Origin of the sequence: Enterococcus sp. AZ194 (genome assembly GCF_051713825.1) — a bacterium.
In the GTDB taxonomy this organism is placed as follows: Bacteria; Bacillota; Bacilli; order Lactobacillales; family Enterococcaceae; genus Enterococcus_K.
In genome coordinates, this window is the sequence record NZ_JBIOQR010000001.1 from 2,666,248 (window position 1) to 2,683,321 (window position 17,074).

Here is a 17,074-nt window from a genome sequence, read left to right on the forward strand (position 1 = left end):
TCTGTGTTATTATATGTAATAGGAATTTCGTTATGAACGTTATCGTTGCCTTTCGTCACTACAGAGAAAGGAGAATGCTATATGACATTCAATAACCAAAAATTAGAGTATCGAGTAACTTTAAATACAGAGTTAAACCTCTTTATTGTTTTTATCAAAGACGATGAAAATAAATTTGCTACAGGTACGACAATTGAAAATGCAGTAAAAGAATTAGAAAAAATCGCATAAGGAGTAATACTCTCTCATGGACAATGACTATTCATACTGACAGCACCTACTGAAAATAGACAGTAGGTGCTAATTTTTTGTCGAAAATATGAAATACGGCTCTTTGTCAGATGAGACGGATGATAGAAATACTTCGTCTAAATTGATGAATATACTTGATTTGATATACGAGATTTTTGCACTGCTAATTCCCCTATCTGAACAAAGAGTTAGAACAAAAAAATAGACCTCGCTTTAGGCTAAGGTCCATTTCATCTATTCTGGTGTTCCAATTATTGCAATGTAACTATCTATATTGATGACCCGCATTTTTTTTACATTAAATTGCCCGCGTTCATTGTACTTTCCTTGTACCTCCAAACGATATTTATGCATCGGCAAGCTCAATACATATTTTGATAGATAGCGGTCTTTGATGACGCAGTTAAGACACTCATCATTTTCAAACATCAATATTCCAGTTATGGGATAACTCCCATCCTTGAACACCTTCACATGAGTTAATAATCCAGTATGAGTTTCCATAAACAAAGTGTACGACGGAACGAACAGAAAGTCAAAAATGTGCAATGTTTAACAAAGCATGGCAGACATTTTTGACAGTTTGACACGAACTATAGTTTACGCTCAATTTCGTTTTCTATACGAGTTGTTTGGATAACAAACGCTCTAGTAAAAGGTTTTTTGAATCTCAATATCTTAAAATTCACTCGTTCATCTGCAGAAAAGCGTTGAATAGAGTAAGTCCGTCCATCATATTTGATGACATTTCCAGTACGATTCTGTTCCTTCAAATAAGCCAATTTACGTCGTTCCCAAATTTTGTAAGTCGAAAGTAAGAATGTCGTGTCCTCATTGCTAGTAAGATATTCTTTTGGAAAATAATCTTTCTGAGTATAGTCAGTCAACCGATCGATAACTAAGGTGACCAACAAATACATCACATAGAGTATACAAAGGAGAAGAAGAAAAGCGACACTGTGTACTAGCAAGTTTCCCTCATCATCGACCGACACTACCTTATTTCCTATTGCCAAATACATCTGATTCAAAAATTTCCATCTCATTTCTATAAGCGTATTTTCACGTTTTAAGAGAGTTCAGCCGATATTTAAACGACTCATCAGTCGCATATAGGCCCTCTTTGTGCCACCTATACTATAACTTTGGGTTTTATTTAGCAACTTGTTTGAAAAATCTTATAGCAATTTGAAGAAAGTGAATCTGAGTCTTTTTTATCACCATTGATTAACTCGTATACAATGAGGGGATCAAAAGATATAGTGCACAATACCAATGATACAAAAAGAAAAGATTGAACTACTTAAATCTGTTGGTTGGATAAAAGCTACCAAAGCGAAAGACTCCATATCAAAATGGAGAAGGTCGGTAAGCCTCCACAAATCCGCACAATGAATTGAATAAAGATACTGAGCCTGGAATAAAGGTGGAATAAAAAGGATGCTTCTGTACCTATCGTTTATTCGGATAAAAAATAAGCTAGGACATGACTTATGAAGTTATGTCCCAGCTTATTTTGTTTTGGCTCTATTCTTCTTCAGCCATGAAGGTGTTGAAGACTTCTTCAATCATATCCCACTCAGCGTCTGTTTCGATTTGTTCCAGTTCGCCTTCTGTTCCATCTTCGTTTTCGATGTATGCATAAGCTTGTAATTCTACATCTTCGTCTTCAGGAACGCCTGCTGGATATAATAATACATAGTTTTTACCAAATTCTTCTTGGCCATCAACCGTTAGAAGAATTTCATAAAGTGTTTCGTTCCCTTGATCATCTACCAAAGTGATGTGTTCATGTCCTTCGTGATCATGATCGTGATTATGGTCATGGTTGTGCTCTGTCATTCTATTTCCTCTTTTCTATTTAAGTTAAAATAATTGTTTGCCGGCGCCGTCTAGGTAATTTTGTAAAATCATGACTGCTGCTAGTTTATCAATCACTTTTTTTCTTTTCGCTCTAGATGCATTTGCTTGTTCTACCAACATACGCTCAGCTTGTACAGTTGTTAGGCGTTCATCTTGATAGGCAACCGGTAAATTAAATAGCTTTTTAATTTGATCTCCATAAGCCATAGACGCTTCGGCACGAGGCCCGATGGAGTTATTCATGTTCTTGGGTAAGCCAACAACAAAATGAGTGACCTCATATTCTTTCACTAGTTCTTTTAGTCGATCAAAGCCGAATTCTTCTTGTTCTTCGTTTATACGGATAATCTCGACACCTTGAGCTGTCCATCCAAGAGGATCACTCACAGCTATGCCGACCGTCTTTGACCCAACATCTAAACCCATGACTCTTATCAAATCACAACACCGTGGTCTGCTAAATAATGTTTGACCAATACTTCCATAATTTCATCGCGTTCATGACGACGAATTAGGTTACGTGCATCACGATAACGAGGAATGTAGGCCGGGTCTCCAGAAAGCAAGTAGCCCACAATTTGGTTAATTGGATTGTAGCCTTTTTCTTCTAAAGCCCGATAAACGATAGCGAGTGTTTCGCCAACTTCTTTTTTACGACTGTCGTCAAAATCAAAACGTACAGTTTCATCTGTAAAACCCATGATTCTACACCTCTCTCCTTAAGGTATCAATACCTTATACTCTTTCATTTTACTAGAATAAGTGGAAAACTACAAACAAATTCTTCTTTCCTAATCAAATTCTATTCTTTTATTTTTAAGATACAAAAAAAGTTTGAATTTATTTTGACTAAATTGTATTTTTTACGCTAAGATTCAATCGAACTCGTTTAGGAACCATTTTCATTAAAATGATAATTTTCCATGGAATTACAGAAAAAAACTTGTTTTTTCACCAAATATCACGTAGTTTTAGTAGAGTAATTCTGATTATTCGGAGGTGACTTTATGGAGAAAATTTATCAATTAATTCAACATGTAAAACAAGAAAAGACTTATCACCCCTATCTAATACCGACTGCAATGATTCTGATCGCTGCAGGGATTTTTATCCTGCCTCAGTTGATTCGACAATCGATGATTATGGGCTCGGATTCAATCTTTCATTTTAATCGTTTTTATGATGCGGCGATGCAAATGAAAAACGGTAATTTTCAATATTTTATTTCCATGTACGGCTTTCAAGAATCTGGTCGTATCGTTAATGCGTTGTATGGCCCATTAATGGCCTATGTTCAAGGGGCACTCGTTTTAATTAGTCCCTCGTGGTTTGTCTATCAGCTCTTATCTAATTATCTTTTGTATTCTATAGCGGGCCTGTCTATGTTTGCCTTTCTAAGAAAAGCCCGAATCTCTATAAATTATTCATTGCTACTGTCTTTATTCTATATGACGACTTATTCCATTCAATATTGGGTGATTCGACAAGGCTTTACCAGCTGGGGGGCAGCGCTACTTCCTCTATGCTTACTGCCAATCATAGATTTTTATGAAAAGAAAGAGATTTATCCTCTTAAATTAGGATTGTTCGTCGCACTTATGTTCCAAACGCATATCTTATCTAGTGCATTTTTGGTCATTATCTACCTACCTTTCTTTGTTTATGCTTTTATCAAAACAGAGCAGAAAAAAGAGTTACTCTACAAACTATTGTTATCGATTGGTCTATTTTTCCTACTAACTTTAAATGTGTCCTATGCTTTCATTCAAGTTTATGGGAAAAATGTACTTGTAGCACCCTTTGTCTATGAACATATGGCAAATGCGACAATTTTTAGAAATAGTGTGTATTGGTTGTTGACACCAAAAACCTTTATTTTATTGATTCTTTTCTTTTTATGGGGAATAATCAGTCGAAGACAAGTAACCACTCTACAAAAAATTACGCTAATAATCGCTACTTTCTTTTTTAGCTTGAGTACAATTGCCCCTTTTTGGGAATTTGTTCAAGAAAAGAAGTTTCCGTTTGTTGAATTAATTCAGTTTCCATTCCGCTTTTTTGTTCCATTCACTGTTTTATTTTTATTGAGTCTAGGTTTACTTTTACAAAAACACTATCGTTTTGGAATGAAGATGAAAATTATTAGCAGTCTCATTATTTTGATAAGTATGGCACAGGTATTGATTCTTTCCTCTGTTACTTTAAATCAATGGCAGGCAAAAAATTCTTACATTAATACGGGAAAACACACGGATTTGTTTTCGACGGATGCAACAAAAATTAAGTCTTCATTCTTTGACAAGGACCTATCTAAAGCTTTATATTATGCACAAAAGTCAACGCCGGATTATTTACCATTGATGAATAAAAGTCCAGAAAACAAATACGATGCCTATACCAAACATGTTGTAAAAAATAATGCAGGTTTCACTAAATCAGTCGAGGGTGATAATCTGGTCATTAAATGGACTGCAAGTGCGGCCGGTGACGTAACAGTTCCTGTCATCAAATACGCAGATACAAATCTCAAATTGAACGGGCGAGAAATTACCAAATCGCCTCTCAAGCTGACGACGATTGGGAATCCGATAGTTACTCAAGAAAAAGGTGAAAACCAACTAGTCCTGAGTTATCCTCATAAAAAATCTTCACAAATTGTCTTGATTCTAACAGGGCTGTGTTGGGCAGTCTCAATTGCCTTAATTCTGATACCAAAACGTAAAAATAGCCGCTAAAAAACTCGAAATCGTCGAAGCTGCAGTATATGCCCGCTCAGACGATTTCGAGTTTTATTTATTCTTTTTTTGCTTGGCCAGTTTGATAATCAATAGACATACCATCCTGCACATTATAGATGAAAACATTAAATTGGATTTCATTATCTTCTATGCTTCGGGCCTCTAATTGTATACCACGTGCTAACAATTCGTCCCCTTTAAAATATGGCGTTACTCGGTAGCGAACATGATGATTTGTCGTCTTGATATAATTCGTTATATCATTTTCATGCACAAGCATATGTGGAGAATTTAAGCTCCGTGTTCCAGTCATCAGGTTCTTCAAATTGTTATTTTGCCCAGTAAGTTGAAACCCGATTAAGTGACTTCGGTTGTACAGCCACTGATTGTCTCCCAATTTTTTTTGTTTCCAGCCTGTCGGGTTGACGTGTAGGGGTTCCCTTTTTTCAGTAGGAAATAAATCTTTTCCCAACATCGCATTTGCGACTCCGACTCGATTGTAGCGATCCAAATCCGAATAGTCTTCCCATGATCCTTTATCCAAGGCTAATTCTTCTTTTGTAAATGTTGGTTTGTTATTGTTTATCTCAATTTCTTGATGTTCTCCGTCATAACTTGGAACATCCACGAGCTGACTAGCTGTCGGTGCTTGATCAAATAAATGACTTAATTGCCCAAGAATATCGGGATTGTCTTGTGTCGTGTATATGCCTAATGTTCCTAAAACTAAAACCAGTAGACCAGCAAAAATTCTTTTTGGCGATTTTTTGATAGTTCTCTCTCCCTTTTTTTATAGTCCGTCAGAGGCTCTCCGCTCTTGGAAGGCTTCTCTCCTTTTTTAACGGTTGTTTCAAGTGCCATTAGCCCGTGATTTTCTCAAGAATAACCAGATAAATTTTGCTAGGGACCGCTTGATAAATTTACCTTTTTTTCTGTTAATTTGCAAGGGATAATTTTGTCTAGTTGACGTTCAGTCCGTTTCTTTTTTGCATATGTGTAATTTTCTAAGATTGACTATTTTCCCTTTCGTATACTTGGTCTATCAATTAGAGAAACAGATGGAGGTAATATCAAATGAAAAAGGTCATCCAAATCTTTTGGAAAGAGAATCTGTTTGTTGGAATCTTATTAATCGGCGTATCAATCACACAAATTATCGCGAGTTTGATGAATGTTTCCATGTTAAACGCATTAATTAGTGGCAAGCCAGAGAAGTTTGTCGAAGGATTAATAAAAATGCTTTTCGCCTACTTTTGTTTTTTGATATTGACTTATTGGCAGGTTAAACAAATCAGTAAAGTCAAACAACTAATGGCGACTCATATTCGTGAAGCACTCACGACCAAACTATCTAAAACGTCTTATAAAGAGTTTCATTCACGTCAAGTCGGAACCTATGCCTCTTGGTTGACCAATGACTTGACGATGATTGAGTCAGCGGGTTTTGACAGTTTTTATCACATTGCCGCAGGGTTGATTGGAACGACGCTATCTATCTTAACGCTCTTCAGTTTTCACTGGAGCTTGGCGGTTTTTTCTATCATTGTTGGTGGACTCCTTTTATCGCTCCCCAAATTATTACAGAAAAAAATGACAGCTGCCTCATCTGCCGTCGCTTCGGAAAATGAAACATTTTTATCTAAAGTATCTGACAGCTTGGCCGGTTACGATACCCTGTATGTCTTTCACTTACTGTCAAACTTGCCGAAACGAACGGTGGCTGCCTCTCAAAAATTAGGAGATAAGAAAAATAATCAAGCATCTGTCATCGCCAAGGTAGCTGTGTCTGGTGCGTTAGGAAATATAATCGGTCAGCTGGGAATCCTTGCACTTAACGGTTCTTTAGTGATTTTAGGAAAGATGACGGTTGGTACGATTACCGCTACAGGAAGTTTAGGGGGAACCATTTTTAATACATTAGGCAACTTGACACAACAAATCGGGGCGATTCAATCAACCAAGCCTTTGTTTGAGAAATTTGACAGTATTCACTGCATGACACCACAACCGACTGAAACATTCTCTTTAGAAACGGGCTTTGATTTGGTCGATGTTAGTTATGCTTATGGCGAGAAAACGATTCTGAATCGTCGAACACAAAGATTTGATTTAGGGAAAAAGTATGCAATTGTCGGGGAAAGTGGTTCCGGAAAGACAACTTTATTGAATATTTTAAATGGAAAGTTGACCGATTATACTGGAACAGTTCAATTAAATAACCAAGATTTCCAAACCATTCCGCTAAAAACGCTCCATAGTGAACTCCTCTATCTCGACCAAACACCCTATCTTTTTACTGGTTCTGTGCGAGAAAATTTAACACTGGGAGAAGATTATTCAGAGGAAGCCTTAATCAACGCGCTACAAAAAGCTGATTTATGGCAAATGATTGAAGCCCTTCCTGCAAAACTAGAAACCTCAGTTGGTGAAAATGGCCGATTGTTTTCAGGCGGACAAAAACAACGACTAGCTTTGGCTCGAGGCTTTCTACGTGAGAAAAAAATCATTTTAGTTGATGAAGGAACCGCTAATTTGGATGAAGAAAGTGCCTTGAAAATCGAACAAACCCTTATGAAACAAACAGGTGTCTTGATTATCATGATTACCCATCACCTAAGAGATGCGGTGAGAAATCAGTTAGACGAGATTGTTGATTTGTCGAACTGAGTGATAGAAATGCAAATAGAGCTTGAGGCAATCGCTAAAAAGACGACCTCAAGCTCTGTGTTAAACGTTCGGCTATCATTTCTCTATAAACAAGTGAGTGTCTTCCAAGTTGTTGTCGGTCAACACAGAGTCTATATATTTTTTAAGGAAAGGATCATACTTTTCAAGTGTTTGATAAGCCTTTCCTTCTTTGATTTGCGCTATTTCTTCGGGGGTTCTTGCGTCTTTTCCTGTGAAAAATTCTTCATTGAGCTGGCCGACTAGTTGAGCAGCTGCATCCAAATCCTTTTCATTAGGAATGTCTTTATCTAACAACGAACCATATGCGAGAGCTTCCCCGTCCTTAACAAACAATTTTCTGAGGTAAGCTTGATGTTCCAGTAATTTAGGATCTATCTGGTCGGTCTCTTTTGCCCAGCTATCGACGTCAATTGTTTTTCGAGTATATTCAATCCCCTGCTCACTTACAGCCACCTCACCAAACCCATGATCAATGATACTGTAGGAGCTAGTAACAATTTCGGGAATCGTCACGCCGTCAATTGTTTTTTCAAGAATGTCTTGTGCATGAATATGTCCTGAAAAGACAACAGCAACGTGGTATTTCGCATAGAGCGTTTGAACCTTGTCAACGTCATTAATCACAAAACCACGGCTCACACCTGCATTATGTGGGTACAAATTGTGATGCATAAAGACGATTGGGCGTTTACCATCCGCGACTGTTTTCTTGAATTCTGCTTCCAACCAAGCCATCGTTTCCTCTCTAAATCGCCCACCTGTAGCAGGAGCACTTTTACTTGGCTCTAGAGTATATTGATTACTATCCAGAAAATAAAAATCATACTCTGATGTCCCAGCTTCCTTATAACTTAAAGAATGCTTATCGTAGTTATCAGCCCCGTTATAACCCATATCTTTAAATAAGTCCCGAAAATCATCCGGCGAAATTTGTTTTGTTTTTAACTGTTTATCATCTTGATATTTTCTCGCCCAGCCATCATGAATATCATGGTTGCCAGGAATCACACGTACCTTGATCTTTTTTTCAGTAAGTGGCGTCAATAATTCGACTAGTTTTTGTGCACTAATATATTCACCATTTAAAGTGAGATCACCGGTTAATACAATCTCATCAGGCTTTTCCTTCAACGCTTTGTCCACAAGCGCTTGTAAGCTTTGTTTTTGGTAGCGTAAATCTTTACCTGCCGCGGTACTTTCAATAAAGGAAAATTCACTACCATCATCATATAACTCAGGAGCAATCAGATGATTATCCGTCAACACCCATAGCTTAAGATTTTTCGGTGGTTCAGTCGCGGGTGTTTTTTTTGTTAATGATTGGAAAATAAAGAGTCCGGCTAAAATAATGACCAGTCCCATTAGCGTGACGACAACTTTCTTTTTTGTTACAAATTTTTTCATTTGCTTCATCCTCTATCTATTAATTACGATTGATTAACAATTTAATAACAATCACTGTTTCTAACTATTTCGAACTTCTTATCTAGTATAATAGAAAAAAGTGCTTTATGGGGGAAAGTCTATTGGGAAAATTAAAATTCATTGCGTTTCAAGGAGCCTTAGATGCTTGGCGCAATCAAACATTTAGCCGAATAATGGTTATCTATGGGTTTCTCTGTACGCTGATTTTTGGTGTTGGTGGGCGTCTTTATCTAAATGTTTTGTATTCATTAGCGGTGGAAGAACAAGTACCAGACGCAGGTGGACTTGTTAATACTCGACCAGATTTATTGTTTATTTTGAGGATTCTAGAGAAAGGCTTACTCTTTCTTTTTCTTATTTTTATAGGTCTAAGTTTTGCTTATTTTATCACGCTTTTAGTAAAGGAATTCATTCAGCAAAAAGAAGAACTCAAAATAAAAGCATACATAGGAACCTCTATTCTAGAAAATTCTGGGATATTTTGGTTTAGCTACAGTCTCCCCTACCTTATTGGGGAGCTAGTCGGTTTTTTTCTGAGTCAGATGATTTATTTAGTTGTCATTACACTGGCAAACAATCAACTTAAAGGCTACCTGTTACTGCCACGCTATCCATTTATTTGGATTGATATCCCTCTATTTCTAATACTTGGCCTCTTTGTTTGTAGTACATTTGGGATGATTCTACGAAAGATTGGAGGGATAGAAGATGAAAAACTGCCAGAAACCGATCTTTTTGTGGATGAGCGTTAGTCTCCTTCTATTATTATCAGGTTGCCAGCCGATAGAGAACTGGAAAACAGTCGGTACAAGAGAGCCAGTTGAGACAGGTTTGTCGGTGGAGAATAATCGTTTATATGAAACACCAACTTTGTCTTTTCAGACTACTTCTGTAACTATCCAGTCAGCGGTACAAAATAATAAACAACTGATGGTCTCTTTTGATTGGGTCAATGAAGGAGAAATGCCACAAACATTTGTTGAGTGTTATCAATACTTCACTATTTATGCAGATGAAGTACCGCTTGAGCTTATAGATGAGTCTTACGCATCAACTAAAAAAAATGCGCCAGGTAAAAGTCAAAGCCTTACCTTTACCTTCACTTTTGAAAAAAACGACGCAGAGATACTCTTGTTTGAATATAAACCTGCAACGGAACCAGCCAAACGTTATAGTTGCTTTTTGGAGGAATAGTTGCGAATAAAAGAGGTTAAGAGATATTTACCTCTTCTAACTATTTCGGCGCTCTCAAAATGAAGACATCAACCCTCTTTTAAAAAATAAAAAGTAAGATAACAAAACAGTGGAGCCAAAAAATTCCTTTTCTAGCTCCACCGTTTCCTTTTATTTTGCTCGCTCACTTAAAGCTTTCTCTTGACTCTAAGCGGGTGACGGGAATCGAACCCGCGACATCAGCTTGGGAAGCTGGGATTTTACCACTAAACTACACCCGCATAACAATGTTAGTATACGCCTCACGAAATAGGAGCGCAAGAGTTTTACTTTCAGAATCGCCTTTTTACGTATATCTGTAGTAAAATGAGGAAACAAATGGAAATTTAGATTGGAGGCTTTCACTTTGGCTGAACAAGTGACTGAAAAATTACTGGAAACTTGCTTATTAGCAGGGAAAATTATGATGGAAAGTAACGCCGAAATGTATCGTGTAGAAGATACGATGAGTCGCATCGCTTCAGCATCTGGCAATTATCGTTTGGTTAGTTATGTCACCCAGACCGGTTTATTTGTCGGGCTTGATCAATCGTCAACTATTCGGATGCAACAAATTACGAATCGTTCGATTAACTTAGATAAAGTAGTTAAAGTGAACAACCTCTCTCGTGACTATGTGGCGGGTCAGCTCAATTTGAATGAGCTTTTACAAAAATTAAAAGAACTGGATAAGGAACAACTCTTTTTCCCGACTTGGCTTCAAATTGTCAGTGCAGCAATCGTCAGTGGTGCGATTATGATTTTATTTGGCGGCACGTTTCGCGATCTTCCGATTACGTTATTGATAGGTGGCCTGGGGTACACCTTCTATCTCTACGGTCTTCGTTTTTTCCGTATTCGTTTTTTAGCAGAATTTCTGGCTTCATTATTTATTGGTTTTGCAGGGATTTTTTGTGCGCGTATGGGGTTAGGTGTCAGTGAGGATATGATTATTATTGGCTGTGTCATGCCCTTGGTTCCTGGGGTTCAAATCACCAATGCCATTCGAGATTTACTGGCAGGCCACTATTTATCTGGGGTCTCTAGAGGAACAGAAGCATTGATGACGGCTTCGATGATTGGTTTTGCGATTGCCTTTGTTTTTCAATTTTTAGGTTAGGGGGAGACAATAAATGATATCACTAATTATACAAGTTATCTTTAGTTTTTTAGCCACTGCTGCCTTTGCGATTATCACGAATGTTCCTAGGAAATCTTTAGTGTACTGTGGTTTAGCCGGAGTAGCTGGTTGGGTTCTTTATTGGGGCTGTCTTCAATTGGGCGGCAATGCTGCACTAGGTTCTTTGTTAGGTTCCTTAGGTGTTGCCTATGCTAGTCATGTTTTTTCGCGTTGGTTAAAGATGCCTGTGACGATATTTAATATTCCTGGTATGGTCCCTCTAGTTCCTGGTGGATTGGCTTATCAAGCTGTTCGCAACTTGGTTGTTGGCACCTATCAAGAAGCTGTTACAGCCGCTGTTCAAGCAGTTATGATTGCCGGTGCGATTGCCTTAGGGTTGGTTTTGTCTGAGGTATTTAATCACAACATTCGCAACTTCAAGGTCAAACGAGAAGCCATTCTCAAGCTGCGAATAAAAGAGAGAAAAACGAAGAAAAAGTTTCCTTTACAATAAAAACACGGACTTTCTTAACTGTTTTTGTAGGGACCGTCAAAAAGTTAACGCGAAAAACTTTGGCTCTTTGTCAAGGCGTATAAGTAAGCACACCAGTAAAGACGTTGGCTCGTTTGCCAGAGATCGTTTCTTTAGATAAGGAGTCCTTTACAAAGTAGAGGTTTGAATCTTTTATAGTTAATAACTTTTTTATTAATTCACTTGTCTCTTCCTCTGTTTTTCTGTTATCTTAGTCATAGGCATTTGGTTTCTCCTTCTATATTTTGTTCAGCGACTTAATTATAGAGAAACCAAATGCTTTTTGTTATAAAAAAATTTGGTGTTCCTACTCATTTTTTTGAGTAACAACACCAAATATTATAGAGTCCAAACTTTTGACAGTCGAAACAAAAAACATTAAAAAAAGTCCGTGTTTTTTGCGTAGATATTTTAGAAGGAGCGATAGACATATTGATTTTGAGGTGCTGAGATAGAAGTCACTTTTTCTGCCTCGACAAAAGGTAAGGTTCGTTTAAAAGGTTGATAGTATTCAGATTGAATTTTCCCCTCGATATGCACCCAAGTGTCATTCTTATAATTGGCAGAATTAGGGAGCTTCGTTCGAAGACCAAACACACCAGAGTCAGCGACGCAATGAATAATCCCAAAACGAAACACAAATGAGTCGCTCGATTGCTCATTTTTAGCATTGTAGATAAACCCGTCATAGGAAACTTGACGTCCGATAAAAGCACTCGGATAGTTATAAATAAGCTCCATGATTTCCAAATAGTTTTCCTCTGTAATTTTGAGTGTCCCTTGTTGGTCATATTTTTTTAATAAGGTATCCATCTGTTCTTGATAGTCAGAGGCATTAAAATAAATACTGGTGTCCGGTTTTAGATACTGTGTTTGAACATCGGGATCACCAACTGATTCTTTACTAATTGGAAAATTAAACCCCTTCGCCTCCACGATAGTTGTATCTAAGCTAATGGTTGGAAAAAACAAGCCAACAAGGATAGGTAGGGCTAATAACAGATAGGCACTAACCTTTTGATAGCCTTTAGTTAAGTGATGATCATGTTCATCTCCTCCATGCTCATGGTGTTCGTTTTCTTTATTGCGTAAGACAAGCACTAATTGAACAATTGCCAATACGAATGCTAGGACCATCGATAAAATTGCTAGGTACTGATAATGCACATTGATATACTGATCCAGTTTGCCAGAGATCTGGAGGTAGGCCATTAATTCAAAATAACCTGCTAAGATAATAAAACGAAACATCGTACATCCCTCCTAGACGATCATTGCGTAGCCAAATACAACTACAGCAATGATTCCTACTAATGAAGCAATAAATTTGCCACTAAAGTAACGCTTCATCATTAACAGATTTTTGATATCAACCATTGGACCAAACACTAAGAAACCTACAACAGGACCCGCTCCAAATAGACTTAATAGAGAAGAGCCGATAAAAGCATCCGCCTCAGAACAAAGAGACAGGATAAAGGCCATAAGTAACATGATAAGCACTGCTAGAATTTTTGTTGAAGCAAGGGTCATCATCCAGCCAGTTGGCAGATACGTTTGCATAGCTGAGGCAATCAAGGCACCGATCACAAGGTAGCGACCAGTATCAAAAAATTCATCCACACCATGAGTTAGCATATGACTGAATTGATGAAAAAAATGATTTTTTTTATGTGAATGATTTGCGTCTGTTTCATGCGTATGTGTATGAGATTTTTGTTTATCCCCTTGTTCTTTGTGTTCGCTATTGTTTATCTGGTTGGGTTCAATCAAAGGCCTTTTTAGAATGGTTGATTTGTTAAAATAGGCTAACCAGATCCCCACAACCATAGCAATCAAAAAGCTTCCTAGCATGCGCCACAAGGCAAATTTAAATGAATTTCCAAACGCGATAAATGTTGAAAAGATAACGATTGGATTAATGATTGGCGCCGTTAGCATAAAAGCAAAGGCCGTATAGACAGGGACGCCTTTTTTTACAAATTGATTGACGATGGGGACAATTCCGCATTCGCATGAGGGAAAGAAAAAGCCCATTAAACAGCCAATGATAATGGATAATAGCTTATTTTTTGGTAAAAGCTTCTGTACCCGTTCAGGTGTCAAAAAGACATGAAGCGCGCCAGAGATTAAGCAGCCTAACAGTACAAACGGCAAAGCCTCTATGACGATGGATAAAAATATAGTGCTCATCTGTAAAACAGAATGAGGAAGTTGCTCAAACATTCTTTTCCCCCTCGTAACTTTCTTTTTAAAAACGGAATAACTATACCCTTTTTTAGCCAAAAGAACAAGACCGTTTTATTGATTCTGGTTAAATTTAAGCAAATCAGAAAAATTGACTTTCTTTGGCAAACCTTGTAAATTTGGCGTAAAGGAGGTCGGAGCGTATGATTCAACCCAAACAACTAGTAGAAGCACTTGAAACAATTAAACAAGCCCCTGTCTCGCTGGTCTATATTTCTCGTGAAGATTGTAGTGTCTGCCACGCGATTCTTCCCCGAGTAGAACAGCTGCTAGAGAACTTCACCATTCCGGCCTACCAACTGGATGCAGAGTTATTTCCTGAAGTTGCCAGCGAATTCCAAGTAATGACCGTGCCGGCTCTGATGATTTTTGCTCAAGGCAAAGAATTGCAACGTCAAGCTCGTTTTATTAACCTGAAACAAGTCGAAGCGTTACTTATAGAATTAATAGATGCCCCCTCTACAAGCTACGAAGAACTCTTCAAATAGTCAGATAACACCGTGCCACAAAAAATAGAAAAAAAAGCTAGGACAAGCCGAGGCTGCTGAAAAACACTCACAAAAAAACAGTGGAATTCTTCAAAAAAAAAGAATTTCACTGTTTTTTGTGTATTTTCATAATAATAAAGGGAATCTACCCTCTATTTCCCCGTATTTTCCTTTTCTAACTTGATAATTCGTTTCATATTAGCTAAAAACAGCGTACTCGCCCCTTGGATGGTCATCCCTAATAGACCACAGCTTTGTGCGGTTCCATAATTGTATCGACCTTTCAACTCCGCATTCTTAGCCTCTATTTTATACCGCTCTTTATAAAGCTCTTTAAATTCTTCGGTTTCCATATAATCCATATGAGCGATATGTGTATCTGACTTTATTTTTACTGAGAAAGTTTTTGTTTTCGCTCCATCAGTATAACAACCCTCGCGAAACGGACATCTTTTGCATTTTTCCACGTCAAAGAAATAGGCCTCTACACGCGAGTCTACTCCCTTTTTATCGCATTTACTTCCTGACTTTCTCTTTTTAATTGCCATGTGTCCTGCTAGGCAAACATACATTTCTGCATCTTTATTGTACGCGAATTTATCCTTGTTTTTTCCATTCCCATGAGTGACTGACTTACTTAACTTCGATACTAGTTTCATTCCGTTTGCTTTTGCGTAATTCAAATTATCCGTCTCTGAATACGCACCATCTCCAATAATTGCCTTGACTTCAATCCCTGCATGTTGGCTTTTTTCGACGAGTGTCTTCATTTCTTTGCCGTCAGGTTTTTCGCCACTGGTAATCGTCGCGGCTGTAACGATTCGTTCAGGAGTTAAAGCAAGGTGTGTTTTGTAGCCAAAAAAAGCGGTGTCCGCCGTCTTATGCCCAACTTTTGCCTCTTGATCTTTAGAAAATTCAAACGCTCCCTCTGTTTCTTCGATGCCTTCTTTTAAGTAATTCATTCGCTCCATCACGGCTGTGCAGTTATCAAAACCACCCTCTGTTTCAATCACTTTTATCACTTCATTTGCATAGTGGAGGGTGTCTTCAAGGATCCCCGTATGTTCCTTTTTCTTTGGCATTTTTTCTTTCATTTGAGGGGCAACAGCATACACGGCTTTTCTTACTTCTTTCGCTCGTTTGATAATTTCTTCTCTTGGCGAAACGTGTTGGAACATGGCATTCGAGTGGGTAGAATCTTGAATTAATTTATTTTCCACTTCAATTACGCCTTTGTCCAAGGCGATTTCGACAGTTTTTGTGAGAAGTAAGTCCAATAGATTCGTATTTTTCAAGCGTAGGTGACGGAACTTAGAAAGTAAGCTAGGAGCCATAAATTCAGTTTCTTCTGGTTCATATTCTAGGAAGTATTTCATTTGCATATCCGTACGTAAACGAGCAATCAAATCGCGGTCTGATAGCTTATACGAGGTTTTTAATAAGATTAGTTTAAAGAGGAGAATGGGGCATTCAGCTGGCCGACCAGCTGTTTCTGAATAATTTTGTTTTACTTCAGCATAAATAAAAGAAAAATCAACCGTTTCATTGATTTGTCTCCAAAAATTATCCTTTTCAATCAAAATATCATATAAACCTGAATACATGCCTACTTCTAAGCTCGTTTGACGTCCCTTATCTAGCATTTAAAACACTCCTTCCACTTCTTCTATTATACCAATAAATGGCTATACAATGGGTTTTTTATACAAAAAAAAAGAAAAATAGACGTTTTCTCAACCACTATTTTTCTTTATTTTTGTAAAATTGTCAGAGACTTTTTCAGCAGCCTCGGACAAGCCTTCTCTTTCTTCAGTACCTTTACTCAAGAAAGAGGGATCGTCCTAGCTTTTATTTTGTTTCTTCATTTTTGGTTAATGAATTATCAGAATGTAAGAAATAAATCAACGTTTGTAATTCATTCGTCAAATCTACATTTTGAATCAACACATGTGCTGGGGCAGACAAACGTGCTGCCGTAAAGTTCAGAATCCCTTTGATCCCTGCATCTGCCAGATGATTTACAACACCTTGCGCTCTATCAGCTGGAATCGTTAGGATTGCTACTTCAATTTGTTGAATTTTGATTTGTTCCATCATATCTTCCATTGGATATACAGGAATGCCATCGACAATTCGACCAACGATATCATCATTGACATCAAAGGCACAACTCACACGAATGCTGTTACTTTGATGAAATTTATACTTTAGTAAGGCGCTTCCTAGGTTCCCTACCCCAATCAAAGCGACATTTGTTAGCTCATCATCATTTAATGTTTTCGCAAAGAAATTCATTAAATCTTCAACATCGTAGCCGTATCCTCGTTTGCCCAACTCTCCAAAATAAGAAAAGTCTCGGCGAATTGTTGCACTATCGACTTGAACTGCTTCACTTAATTCAGTTGATGAAACCTTTAATTTTCCTGCATTATGTAGAATTCGTAAGTAACGATAATATAGTGGTAACCGTTTTGCGGTTGCTTTCGGAATTACTTGATCTTTCACAATT

Annotated in this window: 19 protein-coding genes and 1 tRNA gene; 8 read left to right on the forward strand and 12 right to left on the reverse strand. The window is 37.6% G+C overall.

Features of this window, described 5'->3' with window-relative positions:
• Positions 1–81: 81 nt before the first annotated feature.
• Positions 82–231, forward strand: a complete 150-nt coding sequence (locus tag IGI37_RS12545) for a hypothetical protein (protein ID WP_438762314.1) — start codon at positions 82–84, stop codon at positions 229–231.
• A gap of 255 nt (positions 232–486) precedes the next feature.
• On the opposite strand, the gene IGI37_RS12550 is transcribed toward IGI37_RS12545, so the two are convergent.
• The 5 genes from IGI37_RS12550 to IGI37_RS12570 form a co-directional block, all read right to left on the reverse strand.
• The gene (locus IGI37_RS12550; RefSeq protein WP_438762315.1) at positions 487–756 is read right to left on the reverse strand and encodes a hypothetical protein; all 270 of its coding nucleotides are present in this window, start codon (positions 754–756) and stop codon (positions 487–489) included.
• 89 nt (positions 757–845) lie between these two features.
• On the reverse strand, positions 846–1,223 hold the full coding sequence (locus IGI37_RS12555) for a hypothetical protein (protein WP_438762316.1): 378 nt from the start codon (positions 1,221–1,223) through the stop codon (positions 846–848).
• Between the two features lie 556 nt (positions 1,224–1,779).
• On the reverse strand, positions 1,780–2,094 hold the full coding sequence (locus tag IGI37_RS12560) for a DUF1292 domain-containing protein (RefSeq protein WP_438762317.1): 315 nt from the start codon (positions 2,092–2,094) through the stop codon (positions 1,780–1,782).
• A 24-nt stretch (positions 2,095–2,118) separates the two neighbouring features.
• On the reverse strand, positions 2,119–2,550 hold the full coding sequence (gene ruvX / locus IGI37_RS12565) for a Holliday junction resolvase RuvX (protein WP_438763652.1): 432 nt from the start codon (positions 2,548–2,550) through the stop codon (positions 2,119–2,121).
• Complete coding sequence (locus tag IGI37_RS12570; RefSeq protein WP_161843263.1) at positions 2,550–2,816, reverse strand: IreB family regulatory phosphoprotein; 267 nt, start codon at positions 2,814–2,816, stop codon at positions 2,550–2,552. The genes ruvX and IGI37_RS12570 overlap by 1 nt, the downstream gene beginning before the upstream one ends.
• 306 nt (positions 2,817–3,122) lie before the next feature.
• On the opposite strand from IGI37_RS12570, the gene IGI37_RS12575 reads away from it, so the two are divergent.
• A complete protein-coding gene (locus IGI37_RS12575) occupies positions 3,123–4,850 on the forward strand; it encodes a hypothetical protein (protein WP_438762318.1) in 1,728 nt (575 codons plus the stop codon).
• Positions 4,851–4,908: 58 nt separating this feature from the next.
• Here the strand turns inward: IGI37_RS12575 and IGI37_RS12580 are convergent, their stop codons facing one another.
• Entirely contained in the window at positions 4,909–5,625 is a 717-nt protein-coding gene (locus IGI37_RS12580) for a DNA/RNA non-specific endonuclease (protein ID WP_438763653.1), read from the reverse strand.
• A 302-nt stretch (positions 5,626–5,927) separates the two neighbouring features.
• Here IGI37_RS12580 and IGI37_RS12585 point away from each other — a divergent pair, with 302 nt between their 5' ends.
• Positions 5,928–7,520: an ATP-binding cassette domain-containing protein gene (locus IGI37_RS12585; protein ID WP_438762319.1), complete on the forward strand. Its 1,593-nt coding sequence runs from the start codon at positions 5,928–5,930 to the stop codon at positions 7,518–7,520.
• A 75-nt stretch (positions 7,521–7,595) separates the two neighbouring features.
• On the opposite strand, the gene IGI37_RS12590 is transcribed toward IGI37_RS12585, so the two are convergent.
• On the reverse strand, positions 7,596–8,945 hold the full coding sequence (locus IGI37_RS12590; protein ID WP_438762320.1) for a metallophosphoesterase: 1,350 nt from the start codon (positions 8,943–8,945) through the stop codon (positions 7,596–7,598).
• Positions 8,946–9,067: 122 nt separating this feature from the next.
• Here IGI37_RS12590 and IGI37_RS12595 point away from each other — a divergent pair, with 122 nt between their 5' ends.
• Both IGI37_RS12595 and IGI37_RS12600 read left to right on the forward strand, forming a co-directional pair.
• Positions 9,068–9,718 (forward strand): hypothetical protein, encoded by a 651-nt coding sequence (locus IGI37_RS12595; protein ID WP_438762321.1) that lies wholly within the window; start codon positions 9,068–9,070, stop codon positions 9,716–9,718.
• The gene (locus IGI37_RS12600; RefSeq protein ID WP_438762322.1) at positions 9,675–10,160 is read left to right on the forward strand and encodes a hypothetical protein; all 486 of its coding nucleotides are present in this window, start codon (positions 9,675–9,677) and stop codon (positions 10,158–10,160) included. Before IGI37_RS12595 ends, IGI37_RS12600 begins: the two co-directional genes overlap by 44 nt.
• Before the next feature lie 189 nt (positions 10,161–10,349).
• Here the strand turns inward: IGI37_RS12600 and IGI37_RS12605 are convergent.
• A tRNA-Gly gene (locus IGI37_RS12605) sits at positions 10,350–10,420 on the reverse strand.
• 125 nt (positions 10,421–10,545) lie between these two features.
• On the opposite strand from IGI37_RS12605, the gene IGI37_RS12610 reads away from it, so the two are divergent.
• The gene (locus tag IGI37_RS12610; RefSeq protein WP_438762323.1) at positions 10,546–11,298 is read left to right on the forward strand and encodes a threonine/serine exporter family protein; all 753 of its coding nucleotides are present in this window, start codon (positions 10,546–10,548) and stop codon (positions 11,296–11,298) included.
• 13 nt (positions 11,299–11,311) lie between these two features.
• Complete coding sequence (locus IGI37_RS12615; RefSeq protein ID WP_438762324.1) at positions 11,312–11,812, forward strand: threonine/serine exporter family protein; 501 nt, start codon at positions 11,312–11,314, stop codon at positions 11,810–11,812.
• A 429-nt stretch (positions 11,813–12,241) separates the two neighbouring features.
• Here the strand turns inward: IGI37_RS12615 and IGI37_RS12620 are convergent, their stop codons facing one another.
• Both IGI37_RS12620 and IGI37_RS12625 read right to left on the reverse strand, forming a co-directional pair.
• On the reverse strand, positions 12,242–13,081 hold the full coding sequence (locus IGI37_RS12620; RefSeq protein WP_438762325.1) for a TIGR03943 family putative permease subunit: 840 nt from the start codon (positions 13,079–13,081) through the stop codon (positions 12,242–12,244).
• 12 nt (positions 13,082–13,093) lie between these two features.
• On the reverse strand, positions 13,094–14,056 hold the full coding sequence (locus IGI37_RS12625) for a permease (protein WP_438762326.1): 963 nt from the start codon (positions 14,054–14,056) through the stop codon (positions 13,094–13,096).
• Positions 14,057–14,220: 164 nt separating this feature from the next.
• Here IGI37_RS12625 and IGI37_RS12630 point away from each other — a divergent pair, with 164 nt between their 5' ends.
• Positions 14,221–14,565, forward strand: coding sequence for a thioredoxin family protein (locus IGI37_RS12630; RefSeq protein ID WP_438762327.1), 345 nt, complete (start codon positions 14,221–14,223; stop codon positions 14,563–14,565).
• Positions 14,566–14,717: 152 nt separating this feature from the next.
• On the opposite strand, the gene IGI37_RS12635 is transcribed toward IGI37_RS12630, so the two are convergent.
• Both IGI37_RS12635 and IGI37_RS12640 read right to left on the reverse strand, forming a co-directional pair.
• The gene (locus IGI37_RS12635; RefSeq protein ID WP_438759380.1) at positions 14,718–16,208 is read right to left on the reverse strand and encodes an IS1182 family transposase; all 1,491 of its coding nucleotides are present in this window, start codon (positions 16,206–16,208) and stop codon (positions 14,718–14,720) included.
• A gap of 205 nt (positions 16,209–16,413) precedes the next feature.
• A complete protein-coding gene (locus IGI37_RS12640; protein WP_438762328.1) occupies positions 16,414–17,070 on the reverse strand; it encodes a redox-sensing transcriptional repressor Rex in 657 nt (218 codons plus the stop codon).
• Positions 17,071–17,074: the final 4 nt, after the last annotated feature.